General features: G+C 69.6%; 20 protein-coding genes. 10 read left to right on the forward strand and 10 right to left on the reverse strand.

Annotated features, from left to right (window positions below; translation table 11 throughout):
- Window positions 1–768: 768 nt before the first annotated feature.
- From VGC13_RS01005 to VGC13_RS01040, 8 genes are all read right to left on the reverse strand, one after another.
- Window positions 769–1,023: a HEAT repeat domain-containing protein gene (locus VGC13_RS01005; RefSeq protein WP_331123345.1), complete on the reverse strand. Its 255-nt coding sequence runs from the start codon at window positions 1,021–1,023 to the stop codon at window positions 769–771.
- A gap of 296 nt (window positions 1,024–1,319) precedes the next feature.
- A complete protein-coding gene (locus tag VGC13_RS01010) occupies window positions 1,320–2,675 on the reverse strand; it encodes a tetratricopeptide repeat protein (RefSeq protein ID WP_331123322.1) in 1,356 nt (451 codons plus the stop codon).
- A 28-nt stretch (window positions 2,676–2,703) separates the two neighbouring features.
- The gene (locus VGC13_RS01015; protein WP_331123323.1) at window positions 2,704–5,178 is read right to left on the reverse strand and encodes a TIR domain-containing protein; all 2,475 of its coding nucleotides are present in this window, start codon (window positions 5,176–5,178) and stop codon (window positions 2,704–2,706) included.
- A gap of 124 nt (window positions 5,179–5,302) precedes the next feature.
- Window positions 5,303–6,265 carry a hypothetical protein gene (locus tag VGC13_RS01020; protein ID WP_331123324.1) on the reverse strand — a complete coding sequence of 321 codons (963 nt, stop codon included), beginning with the start codon at window positions 6,263–6,265 and terminating at the stop codon, window positions 5,303–5,305.
- A 6-nt stretch (window positions 6,266–6,271) separates the two neighbouring features.
- Entirely contained in the window at window positions 6,272–7,201 is a 930-nt protein-coding gene (locus tag VGC13_RS01025; protein ID WP_331123325.1) for a MoxR family ATPase, read from the reverse strand.
- Between the two features lie 7 nt (window positions 7,202–7,208).
- A complete protein-coding gene (locus VGC13_RS01030) occupies window positions 7,209–8,573 on the reverse strand; it encodes a DUF4062 domain-containing protein (RefSeq protein WP_331123326.1) in 1,365 nt (454 codons plus the stop codon).
- Between the two features lie 89 nt (window positions 8,574–8,662).
- Complete coding sequence (locus tag VGC13_RS01035) at window positions 8,663–8,914, reverse strand: HEAT repeat domain-containing protein (RefSeq protein ID WP_349264164.1); 252 nt, start codon at window positions 8,912–8,914, stop codon at window positions 8,663–8,665.
- Window positions 8,872–9,135, reverse strand: a complete 264-nt coding sequence (locus VGC13_RS01040; RefSeq protein ID WP_331123328.1) for a hypothetical protein — start codon at window positions 9,133–9,135, stop codon at window positions 8,872–8,874. The genes VGC13_RS01035 and VGC13_RS01040 overlap by 43 nt, the downstream gene beginning before the upstream one ends.
- Here VGC13_RS01040 and VGC13_RS33375 point away from each other — a divergent pair.
- Together VGC13_RS33375 and VGC13_RS01050 are read left to right on the forward strand one after the other, a co-directional pair.
- Complete coding sequence (locus VGC13_RS33375; protein WP_349264163.1) at window positions 9,127–9,246, forward strand: histidine kinase dimerization/phospho-acceptor domain-containing protein; 120 nt, start codon at window positions 9,127–9,129, stop codon at window positions 9,244–9,246. The genes VGC13_RS01040 and VGC13_RS33375 overlap by 9 nt on opposite strands.
- A 202-nt stretch (window positions 9,247–9,448) precedes the next feature.
- Window positions 9,449–9,607, forward strand: coding sequence for an ATP-binding protein (locus VGC13_RS01050; RefSeq protein WP_331123330.1), 159 nt, complete (start codon window positions 9,449–9,451; stop codon window positions 9,605–9,607).
- 18 nt (window positions 9,608–9,625) lie between these two features.
- Here VGC13_RS01050 and VGC13_RS01055 read toward each other — a convergent pair whose 3' ends face one another.
- Complete coding sequence (locus VGC13_RS01055; protein ID WP_331123331.1) at window positions 9,626–9,850, reverse strand: hypothetical protein; 225 nt, start codon at window positions 9,848–9,850, stop codon at window positions 9,626–9,628.
- A gap of 203 nt (window positions 9,851–10,053) precedes the next feature.
- Here VGC13_RS01055 and VGC13_RS01060 point away from each other — a divergent pair, with 203 nt between their 5' ends.
- From VGC13_RS01060 to VGC13_RS01080, 5 genes are all read left to right on the forward strand, one after another.
- The gene (locus tag VGC13_RS01060) at window positions 10,054–10,227 is read left to right on the forward strand and encodes a hypothetical protein (protein ID WP_331123332.1); all 174 of its coding nucleotides are present in this window, start codon (window positions 10,054–10,056) and stop codon (window positions 10,225–10,227) included.
- 160 nt (window positions 10,228–10,387) lie between these two features.
- Window positions 10,388–10,642, forward strand: coding sequence for a VOC family protein (locus VGC13_RS01065; RefSeq protein ID WP_331123333.1), 255 nt, complete (start codon window positions 10,388–10,390; stop codon window positions 10,640–10,642).
- Between the two features lie 314 nt (window positions 10,643–10,956).
- On the forward strand, window positions 10,957–11,418 hold the full coding sequence (locus tag VGC13_RS01070) for a hypothetical protein (protein ID WP_331123334.1): 462 nt from the start codon (window positions 10,957–10,959) through the stop codon (window positions 11,416–11,418).
- A gap of 5 nt (window positions 11,419–11,423) precedes the next feature.
- Complete coding sequence (locus tag VGC13_RS01075; RefSeq protein ID WP_331123335.1) at window positions 11,424–14,342, forward strand: CHAT domain-containing protein; 2,919 nt, start codon at window positions 11,424–11,426, stop codon at window positions 14,340–14,342.
- A gap of 629 nt (window positions 14,343–14,971) precedes the next feature.
- Window positions 14,972–15,361: a VOC family protein gene (locus VGC13_RS01080; protein WP_331123336.1), complete on the forward strand. Its 390-nt coding sequence runs from the start codon at window positions 14,972–14,974 to the stop codon at window positions 15,359–15,361.
- A 169-nt stretch (window positions 15,362–15,530) separates the two neighbouring features.
- On the opposite strand, the gene VGC13_RS01085 is transcribed toward VGC13_RS01080, so the two are convergent.
- Entirely contained in the window at window positions 15,531–15,878 is a 348-nt protein-coding gene (locus VGC13_RS01085; RefSeq protein ID WP_331123337.1) for a HEAT repeat domain-containing protein, read from the reverse strand.
- 318 nt (window positions 15,879–16,196) lie between these two features.
- On the opposite strand from VGC13_RS01085, the gene VGC13_RS01090 reads away from it, so the two are divergent.
- From VGC13_RS01090 to VGC13_RS01100, 3 genes are all read left to right on the forward strand, one after another.
- Window positions 16,197–17,849: a hypothetical protein gene (locus tag VGC13_RS01090; RefSeq protein WP_331123338.1), complete on the forward strand. Its 1,653-nt coding sequence runs from the start codon at window positions 16,197–16,199 to the stop codon at window positions 17,847–17,849.
- Between the two features lie 169 nt (window positions 17,850–18,018).
- Window positions 18,019–19,890 carry a CHAT domain-containing protein gene (locus VGC13_RS01095; RefSeq protein ID WP_331123339.1) on the forward strand — a complete coding sequence of 624 codons (1,872 nt, stop codon included), beginning with the start codon at window positions 18,019–18,021 and terminating at the stop codon, window positions 19,888–19,890.
- Between the two features lie 143 nt (window positions 19,891–20,033).
- On the forward strand, window positions 20,034–20,405 hold the full coding sequence (locus tag VGC13_RS01100) for an MATE family efflux transporter (protein ID WP_331123340.1): 372 nt from the start codon (window positions 20,034–20,036) through the stop codon (window positions 20,403–20,405).
- Window positions 20,406–20,440: the final 35 nt, after the last annotated feature.

Consider the following 20,440-nt stretch of genomic DNA (forward strand, 5'->3'; position numbering starts at 1 on the left):
TGTGGGCAAGGACTAGACTGGCAACATGTGGAACGCACTATCCTTCATTGGGCTCCTATCCAACCCAATGCGGGTGGGAACCGCTCGCTGCAGACAAATCCAAGCGACCGCAAGCGTCGCCGCCAATCTGCTGAGACCTACGGGACCGCCGCAGTGCACCTCACGGCCGATAAGGGCAGACGAGAAACTGTATATGGGAACCGTATGGGAACATCTGGATGGTACCGCTGGCTCAGAGTCGACCGGAAGCGCTCCGCATCCGTGCGCGTACAACCTTGGCAACGATAACGCTCAGGATTGTTTGGCGCCAGTATCTCTGACTCTAAATAGGCGTGCGTGCGACGGAGGAGGAGACGCTGTCAGCGGAGTCCCACAGCGTCGTCCGGATCGCCATCCCACGCGGGACAGGGAATCCAGGGCGAGGAGGTGAAAGGAAACAGACGTCGGGGATCTGGGGCGTATCGGTGAATCGCGTGATGGATTCGACGTGCAAGCCGCGGCGGGAGGCGCTGCGAACCGATCGTGAACGCCTGATCTTAGCCGTCCAATCCCTGACCTGACTATGAGCGGCACTGCAGACGATCATGACGTTTTAGGCGCACCTCCGACGCGCCTACTCAGTATCGAGGTCCGCGTGAACGAGCAGGGTCAACGCTGGACGAAGATCTCAAGGTCCTAAGTCGTCGAGCCGATCAGCAGGCAAACATTAAGGCGACAATCACTACGTTTCGGGTTCCTCACACCAGTCACACTGATCACAAAGTGCCGTCAGGATTCTTCTTGGCCGAGCGCCGCCGCGATCTCCTCCCGTACCCACGCGTCCTCCTCCATCGCCGCGCGTCTGGACAGCGCCTGCCGCGCCCCCTCCGTGCCGATGCGCCCCAGCGCCCAGGCGGCGTGCCCGCGCACCAGCGGCTCCTCGTCATTCAGCGCGGCGGCGAGCGCGGGGACGGCTTCGGGCGCGCCCCAGTTGCCCAGCGCGACGGCGACGTTGTCGCGGGCCCCGTGCGGAATGGGACTGATCGCCCCATGCCCTCAGCTTTCGTCCTCACTGAGGTGCGTATCAAGATGCTCTTCACCTAAGCGGTGCGGTCGTCACCTGTCTACTCCGCGCTCACGGAGTGGATGAACGCTGCGCGCGACAGGGCGCTCGCGACCGCCGCGACGGGCGTCGCGGCTACGTCGTCGGACAGCCGCCGCGACAGCCGGATTCGGCACCACCACTTCCCGCATGAACAGGACTCCCGCTGACGACAAAGGTCAGCGGGAGTCCACGCGTTTGGGACGGGTGAGATGACGCGGCGCAGATGCGACGGCGTCTATGCGAGTTCGATGGAATGGTCTGTTCGTTCCTCCATCCGTGCCCGCAGGTCCGCCTGGATCTCCCGCTGCTCCTTCGGTAATGAATCGGGGTCACGATCCATGAGCCATTGCAGGGAATCACGGAAAACCTGACCAGCGGCTCCCCGCTGGCCCATGGCGACGAGTGTGCGCATCAGGTGCCACGCCGCGGTCGTGGTCCATGGATGCTCCGGGCCCAGCGTGATCTGCATGCCCGTCAACGCGTCTGTCTGGAGCTCACGGGCTTCGGCCAGCCTACCCGCCTGGAAATTGGTAGCCGCCAGCTCGTGGAGCGCGGCAATCGTATTCCAGTGGTAGGGCGGATGGCGCTCCTGCTGGCCAGCGAGCACTTGCCGCTGAAGATCGAGGGCGCCCTCGAGATCACCGAGGCCCCGCTTCGTGAGCGCCAGGTCTGCCATGGTGCCAAGCGTTTCCGGATGCTTATCACCAATAACGAGCTGTCTTGCGCTCAGGACTCTCTCCTGTATGTCCCGTGCCTGGAAAAGACTTCCGCCTTTGAATAGCACATTGGCCAGGCGGCTTAATGCCCCGAGAGTCTCGGGGTGCTCCGCCCCAAGCGCCTGCCGCATGCGGGGAATGGCATCCTCGAGCACCATCCTTGCCCCCTTGAAGTCCTGCTGTTGGCTCAACGTAGCCGCCAAGTCGAACATTGCACGGAACGTGTCGGGGTGCTCGGGGCCGAGCACACGCAGGCGTGCTTGTACCACGCGTTCCTGCAGCGCTCGCGCTTCAGCAAGATTGCGCGAATCAAATTCCGTGATTGCCAGGCGGACCATCGCGGACAGCGTATCCGGGTGCTCAGGCCCGAGAACGCGTTCGGACGAACGCAGCAGCCGCTCCTGTACCTCACGCGCACCGGAGAGGTCGCCGTCCTCGCGCGCCCCCGCCGCAATCTCCCCGAGCAACGCAATCCCAGCCGCTGATTCATACCATTCAGCGGGTAGATCCTGGATGTCGGTCTCCTGCAACGCTACGGTACGAGCGATTGGAGCGCTGATGTTCGCCAACGCGTACAGGGCCACATCCGCTTCGTCGCGCGAAAGCGCAACGCGCGCCAACTGAGCAAAGTAGCGCTCCGCCAGTGCATCCTCGTCTTCGTGGGCGGCCTGCTCTCCAAGATGGCGCAGCAGGTTCACCTGCTCGGCAGCCGGCAGATCGCGCGAAGCGAGCCGATGGACGAGCGGATGCAGGCGGACTACGGGAGGGAAGCGGTCCTCGACCCGTTCCACCAGTGAGAACTCAACCAGCCTGTCAAGCGCCTGCTCCGCCTCACCGGGATGTGCGGCAGCCGCCGCGCGCGCAAGGAACGACACCTCGCTTCCCTGGATTTCCTCGCCCGCATCAAAGGGTCAGCGATGCGAGGAGCCTGCGTTCCCAAGGTGGAAGCATGTCCAGCCGCCGGATCATCAGCAGACGCTCATCACGGCTCCATGTGTTGCTCGCATCGCGTAGTGTGTCGACCGCTGCGCTCCAGGACGTACCCGCACGCAACTGCCGCGCGATCAGTTCGAGTGTCAGCGGGTGAAACTCGGTAAAGTCGGCAATCTCACGCGTCTCCGGAGGCAGGTCATCGAGTGGAACCCCTGATCGGAGTGCAAGGAAGCGGAGCGCCTCTTCACCCGTGAACGGCAGCACGGAAATCACCTCTGCGGAGAGGCCGCGCCAGACGTGAGCATCCCGCGCGGTCGCCAGCACATGCGTCTGCGGTCCAGCCCCCGCCAGCGACTCGACTGCAGTTCCATCCTGTACGTCGTCAAGGATGACGAGATATGCTCCGTCAGCGAGCACACGGCGCATGCCCATCGCAATGCTGGCGGATGTAGCCGGCCAGCCTGCCTCAGCCTCACTGAGCGCGTCGGTATGCGTGTTGAGGAAAGCCGCCTGCTGATCGCGGAAATCACCCTGGTCCGGGAACCAGAGCACGCCATCGGAGAACCGCCGCCGCACTCCCTCGTCATGCGCAAGCGCAATGGCCAGCGTAGTCTTTCCGATCCCAGCCGGCCCCTCGAGAATCGTTGCCTGTGACCCACTTTCGAAGACGGACTTCTTTACCTCCTCGAGAATCTCATCACGTTCGACGAGCATGGACGGCATTGACGGAACGCGGTACAACTCGCCCAGGCGCGGTGCCGGAGCTTGACGCAATGCGTGCAATAGCTCGCTCAGCGCCTGTTCATACGGGCGCTCTTGACGGAAATCGATGGATTGGAGCGACTGAAGCTTCTGCGGCAGGTCACGGCTACGATCCCCTGCGCGCATGAGGGGGATGACGTGCTTACCTCGGTCCAGGGCGAATTGCCATTCAGAGTACAATACTTTTTGAGCACGATGCTGCGTGACGACGCACAAGAAACTGTCCGAGGTGTCGATTGCGCGTTGAAGCGCAGGGAGCAGGGCGGTACCTGGGACATGTATCACGTCCATGCGGATCTCGAAGCCCGCGTTCGCCAAATCGCGTTGGAGCTGCCGCGCAAAATGCCACTCACTTGGGTCATACGAGAGGAAAAGGCTGCGAATGAGTCCCGGCGTCTCGCTCTCCGTGCGTTTCGCTTCATCTGCTGAATGTGGTCGTTGCGAGCGCTCCTGCCGCCGATGAATCCACGTCGTGAGCTGCCGCTGCAGCCTCTCGCGGAATTCTTCCGGGGAGTCGGCGACCTGGACAGCAAACGCGTCTACAATGCGAGTCCTGAAAGCCTGAAGCCGCTCCCGATTCTCTCCGTTGGAAGGTGGATCGCCCGCATCCACGAAGAACGGGAGCACGTCGATGTCACGAGAACGCGCGTGATTCAGCTCGGTCTCGGTGCCGGACCATTCCTGGCCCGACGGCACGTAGCCATACCGCTTCCCCACCAGGCACAGGAGCAAGTCGATGCGCTGCGAATCCCAGAACGCCGGGCTGTGGGGGGATTCGGTTGTTGCAGGCAGCGTTTCCCAGCGCACAGGCATCAGGCCGAGCTGCTCGCAGACCGCGGCCGCCGCCTCGCGGTACTCCTTGAGATCCAGCAGCGTCCCGCTGATGAACACGCGATACACCCGCTCCGCTCCAGGCGCGGCGGTCTCCTCTGGCGGGGCCGGAGCTTCGTCCGCCGGGGGAGCCTCGCTGACCACGCGGCGCGGCTGCAGGGTCACGCGGCCCACCGTGATCTCGCGGTCCAGAAGGGGCTCCAGGAGCGCTTCCCCGGCGTCCGTCTCGCCCGTCGCGAGCAGTTGCAGCCCCCGTGCGTAGTTGAGCAGGTCGCGGTGATGGGCGAGGGGGATTGCCACCGCCTGCGCCAAGCCGCCCAGGTGCAGGCGCGCCCCCAGCTCGGGCATCTCCTCGGCAGCCTGGAGCGCGCCTGCAAGCTGCTCCGCCGCCTCCTCCGGCCGGGCGAACGCCAGGCCCACCCACCGCTGCGTCTCCAGAAACTCCCGTCCCAGGCGGTCGTGCACCGCGAACACATGGCGCTCCGCCCGCCCCACGTACCGGAGCAGGAAGTCAGCGACCCGCCGCGCGCGCAGCACCGGCTCCGCCGCGTACGTGTCGCCGAGGTAGTCCAGCAGCAGGCGGCGGATCTCGGGATCGAACTGGAAGTACCCGCCGCCCAGATCGTCCGTGAACGGGGCCAAGAGAACGTCGGCCTCCGCGGCCGTGTCGTCCACAGCCTCGGGGACGAAGTTCAGCTTGAGCAGGTGCAGCAGCTCGGGACGAAAGCTCTGCGGGACGGCGGCATGCATCGCCAGGCGGAGCGACACGTCGCCGCGCCGGCGAGCAAACCGCGCGAGCGCGTCGAACGCCTCTAGCGGCCGCAGCGCGGCCGCAGCGCGGGATCCGCTCATCGCGCGTCTCCCGTCAGCACGCGGCCCGCCCGCGCAGCACGTCGACCGCCTCCACGAGCCCCTCCTCGGCCAGCTCGAACATCGACACGCCCCGTAGCCGTGCGATCGCTTCCGCCGACGTCCCCTACCAGCGCGCCCGCGGCATGGGATTGATCCACGCCGACGGGCGCCAGCGGGGATGCGCGGCCGCGAGAAACGCCTCGGTCGCGCGGATCCGCTCCCGGTTGCGCGTGCCCCGCGCCGCGCCCGCGTCACTGATGACCAGCAGCGTGCTTTCCGCGTGCGCACGGACCGCGTGCTCCACCGTCTCCGGCGCAAGCAGCCGCTCGTGGCGGTAGAGCACGTCCGGCACGTTGTCGAAGAAGCGCAGCACCCATCCGCCGAGCTGCCCCTGGTGGAGCGACGCTTCCAGCACTTCGCCGAACCCTTGCCAAGGCTGCATGCTGGGGCTGGCGTCCATCAGCACCACCACGCGCGCCAAGTTGCGCCGCGCGGGCACCAGCACCGGGGCTTCCAGCAGGCCCGTCTGGCACTTGGCCGCCACCGTGGCGTCCAGGTCGAGCTCCACCCGCGGGCCCGTGCGCGACGCCGCGCGAAAGCGCCGCCACGCGATGACGAGCGAGCGAATCGGCATCACCGGCCTGGGAGTGAGGATGAACATCTCCTCCGAGGCGGGCGAGGCCTGGGCGCGCGGCAGCCCGAGCGCGTCCTGCGCGGCGGGGGTGAACGAGACGCCCAGCGCCGGGCCCTTCTCCTCGGCCGCGGCGGCGTCCTCTCCGCGCTCCCCCCCGGGCTGCCGCGGGACGCGCTCCCGCGGGGTCTCCTCCGCCCGGGGCGCACCCGTCAGCGTGGCGACGTCGTCGGGCGTGGGAACGGGGATGCGGTCGAAGAAGAGCGCGATCGTGCGCGCCTCGGCCTCGGTGCGGGCCCACAGCGTCTGACACATCCGCAGCAGTTCGCGCCGTCCCTGTCCGCCGAACCCCCCGCGGAGCGCCCGCAGCGCATCCAGGTAGTCACGTACGCCCAGGCGGAACCCGTGCTCTACCAGGTGCACAAACACGCCCCGCAGCACCAGCTCCGGTTCCATGGCGTCCTACTCCCGTCCGACGGCGGCGGCGTCCACCGTCTTGCGGTACGCCTCCAGGTCCGGGAGGGTCTTGAAGAGCGCCTGCCAGTAGGGCGGCAGCTCCCCCGGCCTGCGCAGGGACGCGGGATCCGCCGCCTTCCAGTGCAGGATCTTCACCCAGTCGATGAGCTCGCTCGTCGTGGGCGGCTTTTGCGCGTCCACGGCGATGGATGCGTCGCGCACTTGGCGGAACGCCTCCACCGCCGCGTCCAGGAGTTCCTGGCCGACCTCGTCCGCGGTGAGCTGCAGGTTCTTCCGGACGATCTCCCGCAGCACCTCCTGACGTTCCGGAAAGCGCAGATGCACGTACAGGCACCGCCGCAGGAACGGCTCCGGGAGCCGCTTTTCGCGGTTGCTGGTGATGACCACGATGGGCTCGCCGCCCGCGGGCGCGGTCACCGTGCGGCCGAAGCCGTTCTTCTCCCGCGATTCCGCCTCCTCCTCTTCCGGCAGGTCTTCCACCTGAAAGGTGAAGGTATCCAGCACGTCCAGCAGGTCGTTGGGAAAGTCGATGTCCGCCTTGTCCACCTCATCAATGAGCACCACCGCCCGCCGCTCATCCTGGATCGCCCTGCCTAGGGGCCCCAGGGAGAGATACGGGTGGATGGACCGGGCGTGCTGGTTGGTCACGTCCTGCGCATCCTGCAGCCGCCGGATGGCGTTGAACCGGTAGAGCAGGTCCCGCGCGCGCGAGGTGCTCTTCACGGAGATCTTTACGGGCGGCCCCAGCCCCAGCTCCGCCGCGATGGAGTCTGCCAGCCGGGTCTTGCCGCACCCGGGCTCGCCCTCCACCAGCAGCGGGCGCCGGAGGTGAATCGCGAGGTTCACGGTGTCGGCAACCTCCTGGCCGGCCACGTAGAACGGCGTCTGGTCGCCCCTGTATTCGGGCAGGCTCATGGGGGGCTCACTCCTCTTCGGGCCACAGGGTTGCTTTGCAGAGCCGCGCGAACACGCGTTGGGGGGTCCCGTCGCGCTCCCCGCCGGGACGGGTGAGGGCGAGCTCGACCAGCGCGTCGTGCCGGCCGTCCGGCTCATTGATGACTTCCACCTCGTCCAGCCAGTCCCGCACGTCCTCCTCACCGAAGTCCGCAAGGGCGGGCAGCTCCGCCAGCAGGCCTGCGAGCAGGCCGGCATCCAGCCCGTCCGAGGAGGGGCAGGCCCGCCCGGCCCAGCTCTCCGCATGCCCCGTGTAGTCGGCCGCGATCAGCACGAAGCGGTTGGGCACCGGCCCCCGGGCGCGCAGCTCGTGCAGGAGCGGCGTCCAGAAGCGGTCGTGGAAACCAGCCACCTTGCCCGGGAACCGCTCCACCTGGTCCACCAAGAGCGTGAGCTGCTGCTGCCGGAGCGCATCGTGCAACCGGCCGGCGAGCGCATCCACCGTCTCCACGGGCGCCTCGGACGGGCGCGGCGCCAAGCCGAGCGCCTGCGCCGCCCACGCGACAAAGGCCGGGAGCTCGTACCGCTCCGTGGAGGGACGGCCCCGTCCCGCGCGGCGGCCGCGCCGGAGCTGCGGGAGCGTCAGGAGATGGCTGCAGAGCTCGCTCTGCCCCGCGTCCTCTCCGCCGGTGACCAGCAGCGCGACGGCCGGGACATCCGCGCGGGAGCTGGCCTTGCTGAGAATACGCCTGGCCGCGGATACCTGCGCCTCGCGTCCCAGCTGGCCCAGCTCCTCGTCGGTCGGGGTGCGGCCGCCCGGCAGCGGGGGCAGTTTCTGCTGCCACCGCAGGCAGGTGACGATAGCCCGCTCGCGCAGCTCGGCTCGATCGTTGAACGGGTTGACGGTGCGCCACCTGCCCGCCGGTGTGCGCACGTCCGCATGGAACGTGGCCAGCTGGCGGGACAAGTGGTCGCGGAGAGTTTTCCGATCCGCCTCGGAAAGGTGGCCGTGGTCCGCCTTGAAGAGCGCCTCAGCCCTGCGGCGCAACGCTTTTTCGGCCTCGCCCTCGGGCATGAACACCGCGATGGGAGGGACCGCCGCGTCGCCCCAGCGCTCCAAGGCCCACTTGAACTCCAGGTGGGTAATCGACTCGGCGTGGTACGGCGGGACGGACCCGTACCAGTAGGCGAAGATCCCGAAATATGCGTCAGCCTGGTGCAGCCGACCGCGACACTTCCGCACGGTATCGTCCAATCCCCCGCTCCAGTCCTCACTCAGGTACGCGGCGACCTCGACGCGCCTGAGAAGCGCATCCTGCACGGCCTCGCGGTAATCACCCAGGTCGCGGACGGTTGAACTAACGAAGACTTCTTTGAGTTCAATGGGGAGCATGCTGAACTACGTAGACGAAGGAAGGCGACATCAAGCAGGACAGGGGGAGATGCGTGGAATGCCCACGCGGACTTCCCGACAAAGTATCTTCAAGTACACGCACGTACAATGGGAGCTGACGCCGAAGGGCCGGGGCTGCTGCCCACTCCGCGCCAGGTCAGCGCCGCCGCGATCTCCTCCCGCACCCACGCGTCCCCCGCCACCTCTTCCCTCCCCCGCAGCGCCTGCCGCGCGGCCTCCGTGCCGATGCGCCCCAGCGCCCACGCCGCGTGCCCACGCACCAGCGGCTCCTCGTCGTTCAACGCCACCGCCAGCGCGGGGACGGCCTCGGGCGAGCCCAGTTGCCGAGCGCGACGGCGAGGTTGCGCAGCAGGCCGCGGCGCTTGGCGCGCTTGATCGGCGAGCCCTTGAAGCGCGCGCTGAACTCCTCCTGCGTCATCGTCATCCACTCGATCAGCAACGGCCCGTCCAGCCCCTCGCGCGCCAGGAACGCCTCCGCGCGCGCGCGGAGGCGGACGCGGCCAACCGGGCTAAGAGCGACTTCCTGGCGGTGATGAGCCACGAGCTCAGGACGCCGCTCAACGCCATCAGCGGCTACGCGGAGCTGCTGGAGTGGGGATCCGCGGTCTCGTCACCGACGCGCAGCGCAAGGACCTGGAACGCATCCAGCTGAGTCAGAAGCACCTGCTGGGGCTGGTGAACGAGGTGCTGAGCTACGCCAAGCTCGAAACGGGCACCGTGCAGTGCGACCTGCGGGACGTACCCGTGCGCGAGCCCATCGCCGCGGCCGAGGCGCTCGTCCTTCCGGAGGCGCGGGCCAAGGGGCTGGAGCTGGTGGTGGCGAGTGCGCGCCGGACCTCGTCGTGCGCGCGGACGTGGAGAAGCTGCGCCAGATCCTGGTGAACCTGCTCACCAACGCCGTGAAGTTCACGCCGCCGGCCGGGCGGATCGTGCTGCGGTGCCAGCCGGACGACGCGGTCTGCCGCTTCCAGGTGAGCGACACGGGGATCGAAGGCATCAACAGAGACAGGTAGTAAACAATGCTCGGGTATTCACCGTCGCTCGAGATTTCCAAGAAATAGCATCAATTCCTCAATACGCTCGCGCGCCAGTCGTGCGAGCACCGGCCGCCAATTCTCTGGCGGCGAGCGATACGCGGAACTGGACGGGTCTAGGCGCGCCCGTGCGATCGAGCTGATCGACACGCCGGCCGCTTCGGCGATCTCATCGGCGGTGATGCGGCGGGTCAGGATGTCGGTGGCTTCTTTGAAATCCATCGTTCGAATTGGATAGAATTCTCTTGACAAATCGGGCGGTTGGACATATTATTCTATCCAGCAGGGCGAAAAGCAAGGCTGGCCGAATCTCCCGCGAAGAAGTCCCGGCCAGCCTCGTCGACGAACCGACCCGAAGGCCGCCCGCTCGCCAAAGCTATAGCCCTGTCCGGGCGCCGGGGGTCAAGCCAGTCAGGAGGTACACGATGGCCAACGCACAGCAGGGCGCCACCCGCGCCGCCGCGGAACTCGCCGGCTACACCATCCGCAAACGGGCGAACACGCGCTGGTGGGAGGTGCTGGACCCCGACGGACAGCTGGTGTGCCTCACGGTGTACCGGCGCGGCGCGAGGGAGGTGGTGCGGCGGCTGACGGCCTGACCCTCCACGGCAGTAAGATCGGCCCCGGCGCGCGCTTCGCCGGGGCCGCTTGTATGCCCCGGACAACCCCGGCGCCACATCACGGCGAATCTGCCCTGGAGGGAGCGACTCGGGAACGTGCAGAACCGACGGTGCGGCACCGTGCCAGGAACTGAGCGTAATGCCCAACGGCACCATTCTGGAGCTGTACCTGCCGGAGGCCCTGCCGCCCTTCGGCTACAACGAGGGTGGCGTCGCGTTCGGCTTCCGTGTGGACGACATCGAGGCCGCGTCCCGGGCGGTGGAGGCCGCCGGCGGCGAGCTGCTCGGCCAGATCAACCGCTTTCCGGAGATGGGCTACGCCTTCCGCCACTTCCGCGGACCGGACGGCCGGGTGTACGGGCTCAACGAGCAGAAGGCGCCGGCCGAGGGATAAGGCCCGGTCCAGGCGGCCGTTTCTCAATCCCTCTTTCGACCGGGCGCCGGACGGTGCGAGCGAAGCCCAACGACTGAACTCCTTCTTGACAGCGGAATCGGTCAGATTGCCGCGAGGGCTCCCCGGCGACTGCTGTACCGAGTGTACAGGCCGGGAGCCGGGGAGCCGGGCGCTTTGCGGTCGAGAGCACGGGCTCGGCTGGACCTTACCTCGTGTCGCGGGGCGGGGTCCGCCGGTTGACAACGCCTCCGCGACGCCGCTCTGTTGTCGGAGTTCGCTGCCTCCCCATTTGTCTTATCCGCCCGGAGACTTCAATGGAACCTTCGCATCTCCTTGCCGTCCAGGCCGTGGAAGAGCTGCTCGAATACGAGCCGGACCAGTTGTTCGCCGAACTCGAGATCCGGCGCCGGGCCATTCTCGACGACCCGTTGCAGGCGGGCTCGTTCGCGCCAGCGGGGACGCACCGCTCGGTCGTGAGCGATTCCCTCGACGAGCTTCGCGAGTTCGGCCGCCGCTTCTTCGCCCGCGTGAGCCGGGACGCCCACGCGCTGGTGTGCGGCAAGGACCCGGAGAACTCACAGGTCAGGCAGGACCTGTTTAAGGCGCTCACCAGCCGCGCGACCTTCGCCGCGGCGCTCTCGGCGGCGCTGGTCGCCTACGCCGGCTTGGCCCCGGCGCTGGCGGCGGTGGCCGCCACTCTCGTAGCACGGCTCTTCGTGAACAACGCGCACGAGGTGATGTGCGAGATGTGGACGGAGCGGCTGCAGAACGCTTAGCCGACGTGGAGGACGTCGATCTGGAAGTGGAGGAGTTGCGGGCGGCGGCCGACCACGCCGACAAGAGACGCGACCCGGACGAATGGGCGGCGGCGCACTTCCGTCTTGCCGTTGCCTACCTGGAGCGCGTTGTCTGGGGCGCGCTGGCCGACGCCCGCCCGGCGATCGAGGCCTTCCAGAAGGTCCTCGAGGTCTGGACTCCCGTGGAGGCCCCGCGGAACTGGTCGCGCGCGGCCTTCAACCTGGGCACCTGCTACCTCCTGCGGCCGGACGGCGACCGCTCCGCCGACATCGAGCTCTGCATCGGCTGGTACCGCCGGGCGCTGCGAGTCACGCGGCGCCGGGAGTGGACGCAGCATTGGGCGCGGATCGTCGACGGGCTCGGACAGGCATACCGGCAGCGCATCGCGGGTGATCCCGCGCGCAACCGCGACCGCGCGCTCTGCTACTTCCGGCTGGCGCTGCGCGCCCGGCCGGCGGAGGTCGATCTGATCGACCACGCGAAGACCCGCGTCAACATCGCGAACGCGTACCTGGACCGGGTGCGCGGCGAGCCGACGGACAACGTGGAGTTGGCGATCCAGCACCTTACTGCCGCGCTCGCCGCCCTCAGTCCCCACCGTGACACCAGCCAGGAGCACGCGGACACCCTCTCGCTCGTCCACCAGGCGCTCGGACTCGCCTATCGGATCCGGCCCGTCGGGGATCCGGAGCGGGACCGGCGGGAGGCGATCTCTCACCTGGAGAGCGCGCTCGCGATCCGGGGCCGGTCCCGCGTCCCGCACCGCTGGGCCGACTCCATGATCAACCTGGGCAGCATCTGCCTGGCCGAGCGGTTCCGCGCGTCCGCGCACCGGCCCCGGGACGTCGAGCGTGCGATTGAGTGCGCGCGCGGAGCGCTGGAGGTGCTGCGCCTGGGAGAGCAGCCGGTTCGGTGGGCGACGGCCAAGTACCTGCTCGGGCTGGGGTACCTGGAGCGGCATGCCGGCGACCCGGCCGCGAATGTCCGCGAGGCGATCCGGCACCTGCGGGGCGCCCTGCACGTGCGCACGCGAGCCCGCAACCCGCTGGACTGGGCGGACGTGACGGAGGTGCTGGGGAACGCATACGCGAAGCTCCCCGGCGATTCGGTGGCCGAGCGCCGCGCCGTCGCCTGCTACCGGCGGGCGCTCGAGGTCTATACTGCTGAGCTCGCGTTCGAGCGTCGCCGCACGCTCGCCGACTTTGGCCACTTCCTCTTCGAGCGGGCCCGGTGGCGCGAAGCGCTCGCCGTGTACGAGCGGGCCGTCGAGGCGGGGGTGGCACTCGCCGCGGAGGCGTACACCGCCGCAGGCCGGCGCGCGGAGGTGTCCCACCTCTCGCGTATCTACCCGAACGCGGCGTACTGCCTCCTGCGCCTCGGCCGGCCAGATGCTGCGCTGACGCTGCTGGAGGAAGGGAAAGCCCGCCTCCTCGGCGAGGCGCTGGGCCTCGCGGACGCGGCGCTCGCCCGGCTGAGCGACGATGCACGCGCCGGGATCCGCACCCTGCGCGAGACGATCCGCGGACTGGAGGCCGAACTCTCGCGCCGCCTCGCCTCCTGGGACGCGGCTGGAACCGACCACGCGCGCGACGAGCTCCGCCGCGCCCGGGAGGCGCTCGGAACGACGCTCGCCGCGCTCCGGTCCGGGGAGCCCGAACTTCTCCCGGCGCCGCTCCGTCCGGCCGAGCTCCTACACCTGGTCCGGCCGGGCGAATGCCTCGTGGCGCCGCTCCTCACCGCGATGGGCGGGGCGGTCTTCCTCCTCTTTCCGGGCCAGGAGCAGGTAGGTCCCGCCGACGTGCTCTGGATCGAGGCGGGCGAGCTCTTCGAGCTGCTGCGCCCCGGCCAGGTGTGGCGGCCGGGCGCACCAGACGAATCGCGTACCTGGCTGCAGGACTACGTCGCCCGGCGTGCGGAGACCTCCGAGCGCACCCGGACGGAGCGCGAGGCGGCGCTGGACCAGCTCCTGGCCATGCTGTGGGCCGTGCTCATCGGCCCGGTCCACGACCGGCTCGAAGGAACCGAGACCGAGGAGCTCGTAATCCTGCCCCAGGGCGGGCTCCAGCTCCTCCCCCTCCACGCCGCCTGGCGTGACGCGGGCGGCGAGCGGCGCTACCTGATGGACGATTACCGGGTCCGCTACGCACCGTCGGCGTTCGTGCTCCGCGAGTGCCAGGCACGCGCGGAGGACAGGGAGTTCGGCCGCACGCTCGTGGCCGCCGTCCGCACCTACGCCGACCCGCGCCTGCGGCCGCTGCGGTACGCTGGGGTCGAAGCCGCCGGAGTCGCCGCGGTGACGGGCGGCAACGTGCTGGCCGACTGGGAGGCGACCGCCGCGGCCGTCCTCGCGCGGGCGGGGAGCTGTTCCCACCTCCACTTCGCCTGCCACGCGACCACCGCCACCGATCCCCTCCACGCCGCGCTCCAGCTCGGCGCGCGGGACACCGGAGTCCGCGACGAACTCCCGGGGTGGCGCATCATCGCGGAGCTCGACCTCGCGCGTGCACGTCTGGTCACGCTCGCGGCGTGCGAGAGCGGGGTCGTGGACCACGTCCTGTCACCGGACGAGTACGTCGGCCTCCCTGGAGCGCTCCTGCAGGCCGGGAGCGCCAGCGTCATCAGCAGCCTCTGGGCGGTGCACGACCTCGCCTGCGCACTGCTGTGGCCCGCCTTCTACGAGCGGCACGTCCGCCGGGGCGATCCACCTGCCGCCGCGCTCCGTGCCGCCCAGCTCTGGCTCCGGGACCTCGGGGCGGACGAGGCGCGGGAGATCGCGTCCGGCTGGCGGGAGCGCGGCTTCCGCCGCGGAGAGGACCTCGAAGCGCTGACCCACCGCACCGGAGGCCGTCCCCCCTTCGCCCACCCGGCGTTCTGGGGCGCGTTCACCTGCACCGGCGCCTGAGCCCGGCGCCCCCGGGCGCTCGGCAAGGACAGCATTGATCCGTGACGCAAGGGCCCGCCGCCGGGAGGGGGCGGGCCGTTTTTCGACGAAGGCTCCGGGGTGGGAGACGGGGCCGACGGAGGGAGCACCCCCGCGGAAGAGAAAAGCGAGGTGGAGTCCGCGGGCGCCCGCCGCCCTTCGCTCCCCACCTTGTGAAAGAGTTGAGAATGGCCTCGCTCTCCCCCGCCCTCCCGGCCGCCGACACGCACGCCTCCGAGGACAGCTCGGCTTCTTCGGCTTCACGCCGGAGGGTTCGCTGGTGATCGCCGTCCCGCAGGACTCCGGAGGGGGCATGGAGAGGGTGGTGGTCCCCGTCGGCTTTCCTGACTTCCGCTTCCCCGACGCCCCGACGCCCTGGCGCCCGAAGGCGGTCCTCGCGCCCGCGGCTCCCGGCCTCGGCCAGGGACCAGATCGTACCCGCGGCGTTCCGGGACTTCTTGGAGAACTGCCGGCAGGCCGGGCTCGCGGACGCGGGCAAGTCGGCGGTCGCGGGCGGAGCGGAGCCGACGCAACCGTCCTCCGGGCACCGGGGTCGGAGCCCTTCCGGGCTCTCGCCGAGCTCCGTCCAGACTTCACCAAGGGGTACGACCATGCAAGTCGATGGGATCACCTGGCACGCCGTCACGCTCGAAGACGAAACGAAGTTCGCGGCGATGAAAAAGCTGGCGACCGAGACGCTCGGTCTCACTCCCATGATGGAGATGCCGGGCGTCAGCGTGTTCTCGATGCCCAACGGCACCATTCTGGAGCTGTACCTGCCGGAGGGCCTGCCGCCCTTCGGCTACAACGAGGGTGGCGTCGCGTTCGGCTTCCGCGTGGACGACATCGAGGCCGCGTCCCGTGCGGTGGAGGCCGCCGGCGGCGAGCTGCTCGGCCAGATCAACCGCTTTCCGGAGATGGGCTACGCCTTCCGCCATTTCCGCGGACCGGACGGCCGGGTGTACGGGCTGAATGAGCAGAAGGCGCCGGCCGAGGGATAAGGCCTGGTCCAGGCGGTCGATGGTAGATCCTCAGCGTGGCGTATCGGGCTCGTGAAAGCCCCGGCAGGTCGCGAATGAGCGCGAGAGCGGTGCCGGCCAACCGGCGGACACGTTGGACGTTGTCCAGCTGCCGAGGCGCCCGGATCCCGCGAACGACCGGCCTCGCGGGTCACGTTACGAACGGCTCCAGACGTGTCGCCATCGGTCCAGAGCGGCCGTCGGTCTCGCCGAGGGCCGCCGTGATCTCCTCCCGCACCCACGCCTCCGCCTCCACCTCGTCCCGCCCCCCCAGCGCCTGCCGCGCCGCCTCCGTGCCGATGCGCCCCAGCGCCCACGCCGCGTGCCCGCGCACCAGCGGCTCCTCGTCGTTCAGCGCGACGGCGAGCGCGGAGACGGCTCCGGGCGAGCCCCAGTTGCCCAGCGCGACGGCGACATTGCGCAGCAGGCCCCGGCGCTTGGCACGCTTGATCGGCGAGCCCTTGAAGCGCGCACTGAACTCCTCCTGCGTCATCGTCATCCACTCGATGAGCGACGGCCCGTCCAGCCCGTCGCGCGGCAGGAACGCCTCCTCCGTCGATGGCGTAGCGAACGAGTTCCAGGGGCAGGCTTCCGGGAGCTGGGACGGTCGTCGATGTGACGGGAGCGGCCGTCCGCCGGCGGAACCACACGGTGTGGAGGAGCGTCCGGGAGCAGCGCGCGTGGGCGGAGGTGGCGCGGGGGGCGGAGTCGTGGCACGTTTCCGGGAACGTACCTTTCGTGGCGGCTGCGTTCCGAGCGCGGCACGGAAACTACCCACGTACCCTTCTGCCACCAGCCGTGTCGAGGAACGTAATCCATGCGCGATGAACGTCCGGACACGCCGCGGATCCTGGGGGCAGAGTCGCCCGAGGGCGCCTACGACCCGGTGGGTCACGTCCGCTACGTCAACCCGGGGGCGGACCAGGGGGCGACGGTGGCGGCGATGGTCTCGTGGCACGAGAGCTTTCACGCCTTCCTGAACGCCAGCACCACCTTCGGGAGCGCGATGATGCTGGCCGGGAGGCTGGCGGAGGCGGGGCATCACGGGTTCGACCGCCTGGTGGCCCGCATGGTCGATCTCTCGGTGGAGACGCACGAGTCGTACGCCACCGTCGCGGCGCTCGGGGCCGTCAGCCGCGGACCGCTCGACCCGGTGCTGATCGCCGGCTTTCCCGGGTACCGGCGCTACCTGTCCACCTTCCTGGCGCTGTTCGACCCCGCGCGGCCCCGGCTGTCGCTGATGGCGCTGGCCTCGTGCGCGCGCGCCGCCATGCAGACCGACGTCTACGCGCACCTGCTCGAGCTCCCCGTTGAACACTGGCCCACCCTGGAGTTCGACGAGCGGATGCGGCCGGACCGCCGCTTCCGCGCGATCCTCGACCCGGCCGGCGCGGCGGCCGCACTGGCCGCGATGGACCACGCGATCGCGGCCGACGGCGGCACGCTGGCACCACTGGCCGCTCCCGGCGTCACCGCCGAGGAAGAAGCCGAGCTCCTGGCGGCCGCCTCGCTGCGCGAGATGGAGATCCCCACCCTGGCCGCCTTCGAGGCCTTCGCCGGGGCGCTCGAGAAGAAGGGGTATCCTCGGCCGCGGTACGAGCAGCAGAAGGAGGACTTGCCGGAGTTGGTCTCCCGCGTGCAGGCGTTCACGGGACCCAGCCCGGACTTCGAGTGGCAGGTGCCGGCCACCGAGCGGGAAGAAACCGAGGCCCTGTTCAGCGAGTTCCGCCACGAGGTGCTGGTGGTGGGCGAAACGCCCCTCCCGGCGCTGTTCGTGGACGCGCGCACGGCCGACGACGAGGTGCTCGACGCGTTCGTGCTCACGGCCGGGAAGGGCAGCCACTTTCAGCTGGTGGCCATGCCCACCGCCAAGGCGCGGCACCTGTACCGGCCGATCGCGCCGGGCGGGCTGCTCGACGCGTGGGACCGGCCCGTGATCACCGGGTTCCGCCGCTGGTGGCCCGGCCGCCGGAGCGACGCGCGGGTCGACTTCCTGGTCGTGGACCGCGCGGGCGCCGACCACATCGCCGGACGGCACCCGGAGGCCGAGGTGCTGATGATGGTGTCGCACGCGGCGCTGAACGATTCCGCGTGGGTCGGCGAGTGGTTCGGAGATGGGGGCCCCGTCCCGCGCCTGCTGGTGCTGATCGACGAGGATCCCTTCCAGCTCATCCACGAGATGGAGCGTGAGGGCCCCGTGCGGTTCGCGCCGGCCACCGCCCGGCTCACGGAAGGCACCGACGCGCCCCGCGTGGAGGTCCTGTGCCTGGTGGCGGACGCGCGCCCCGGCATCCTCTACTTCACCCCGGCCAGCGCACCCTTCCGTCAGGCCTTCTCCGAGGTCATCCTCCGCCGCGACGGCGGGACGCGCCCCGACGCGGAAGTCCTCCAGCCCTGGCTCCCACACCTCGCCAGCGCGATCCCGCACCTCCTGCGCGAGGAAGGCGTGTTCGGCATGCGTTTCTGGTAGCGGGCGATTCACCGCTGCTCCCTTCACGCCGGCGATCAGGGAGGACGTACGACGCCCGCGCCGTCCCTCTTTTCCCAGCCCGCGCGGGGCTCGCCGCGGCGGGGAGATGGCGCTACCATGTCGTCTTCGCCGGTACAAGTGATCGGAGATTTCCCTCCGCCGGGCCATCATGCGACTCAATCCCACCCTCTCCAACCGCTTCCTGGTGGTCGGCGGCCTGCGTTCGATCGAACAGGCGCGCCGGCTGCTGGACGAAACCAGCCCGCGCCACCTCGTGATCGCGGTGGGCGACGCGCCGGACTACTACCTGGTTTCCGCGCGGGACTTCGAGGAGAGGACCACGGGCATCGACGGATCGGCGCGGCTCCAGGAAAGCGAACTGACGCACGCTCTCCGCGCCGTGCCCGTCCGGTCGCGCGGCGACGCGCTGGCGGGGCGGGAGCCCTGTCTGGTGATGGAGGACGGAGTGCTCGCCTGGGTCTTCGAGCCAGGCCTCCTCTCCGGCCACGGCACGCGCTTCATGATGGCCGACCGAGAGTCCCGGCACCCGCGCCGCGCCGCCGGCGACGAGACGGCGGAGCGGTACCTCCGGGCAGAGATGCCCGGGGAGGCGGCCGTCGGCCAGGTGGTGCTCCTCACGGTCGAGGTCGGGACGGAAGCGTCACCCCTGCGGGTGGATCTCCCAGGCGGCTCCAGGCTGGATGTGCTGGTGCAGGCGCGCGAAGGCTTCGAGGTGGAGGGAAACAGCACCGCCACCCTCCACGTTTCCGATGACGGCGACGCCGCCGCGCGTGCGCAGTTCCGGCTGCACGCCGTACGCCCCGGGCCCGGCGTGGTCCGGGTGTACGCGCTGCACGGCGGAAGCTTCCTGGGCGCCCTCCCTCCCCTGGAGACGGTGGTCCACCCGGCGGGCGAGGCCGGTCCCGACGCGGCAGCGGCGCCCGTGAGCGCGGCGGGCGCGCTGGGCGCCGCGCCGTCCGCCGGGCCCGACCTGTCTCTGCTGATCCTGGAGCAGCGCGACGCGCGTCAATCTCCGTCCCTCAGCATCCGGGTAACGGCGCGCGACGCGGCGCTCAGGCTGACGCACAAGGAGTTCGGGCCGGTGCCGCTGGGGATGGAACCGCTGGAATACTTCGAGGATTTCTTCGCCGACATCGAGGAGATCGGCCACCGGCCCGACTATTCGGCCGAGCTGGTGGCGCGGAAGCTGGAGGGAAAGGGCGCGCGGCTGTTCGAGTCCCTCTTCCCCGCCGAGCTGCGGGCGTTCCTCTGGGAGCACCACCACCGCATCGCCTCGGTGCAGATCTACTCCGAGGAGGCGTGGATCCCCTGGGAGCTGTGCCGCCTGACCGGGATGCGCGACGGGAAGGTGGCCGAGGGCCCGTTCTTCTGCGAAGCATTCGAGGTCACCCGGTGGATCCCGGGCGTGCCGCGCTGCCCCTGGCTCACGCTGGACAACCTGGCGCTGGTGATGCCGCGCGACTCCAAGCTGCCCGACGTACCGAAGGAGCGGGAGTTCCTCCTCTCGCTGGCCGGGGAGGGTGGCGCGGTGAGCGAGATCCCGGCCCGCTACCTGGACGTGCGGAAGGCGCTCGCCGGCGGCAGCTTCGACGGGTTCCACTTCAGCGGCCACGGGGTCACGCGGGGGCCCAACGCCGACCGCTCCGCCATCCTGCTGGAAGGGAAGGAAGATCTGCGCTCCGACGAAATCAGCGGTGACGCGCGGAACCTGGGACATTCGCAGCCGCTGGTGTTCCTGAACTCGTGCCACGGGGCCCGCGGCGCCTTTACGCTGGTGGGCGCGGGCGGATGGGCGAGGCAGTTTCTCGACGCGGGCGCGGGCGCCTTCGTGGGGGCGTACTGGTCGATCTCGGACGAAGCAGCCAGCGGCTTCTCGCGCGCCTTCTACCGCGAGCTCCGCGCCGGGAAGGGGCTCGGCGCCGCCGTGCGCGCGGCTCGCCTGGCCATCCGCTCCGACGACGACCCCACCTGGCTGGCCTACACGGTCTATGGCGACCCGGGGGCGGCGGTGCGCAGGTGAACCCGCTCCCATCGGATGCGTACACAAGGTCCATCGCGCGTATCCCTCTCGCTGTGGTCGTGACGGATGCTGCCGGCAGGCGCACAAAGTCGAGCACCGCGACCCCCTGCCGCCCCGTGCGGGCGCTCCGACGGGGGCTGGGAATGGCGAACCAGATCGCGATGGTGGTGGTGATCCTGGTGTTCGGGATCACCACCGGCACCATGGCACTGGTGGCCCGGGCCCGCGGCGCGGGGAACGCGGCCGCCGCGTCGCAGATCCTGCGGCAGTCCCTGCTGCTGGCGCCCCTTCAGTCGACCGTCATCGGCCCGGCGGGGGCCGCGCTGGCGCCCTGGCTGCTGCGCGCGCTGGGGGCCGATGGCGCCGTGGCGCAAGCGGGGACGCTGTACCTGCGCATCATGTTCCTCACTTTGCGTTGGTACAGGCGGACTGGCGTGGGATGGCCGGGGAGGCGCGCGCTGGAGGAGGTGTTCGACACGTACGGGGCGACGGGCCGCACCACGCCCGTTCGGTGAGCACCTGCGCTCGCCCTTTCGGCCGGGGTTCCGCT

Source organism: Longimicrobium sp. (assembly GCF_036399255.1).
Classification (GTDB): Bacteria; Gemmatimonadota; Gemmatimonadetes; order Longimicrobiales; family Longimicrobiaceae; genus Longimicrobium.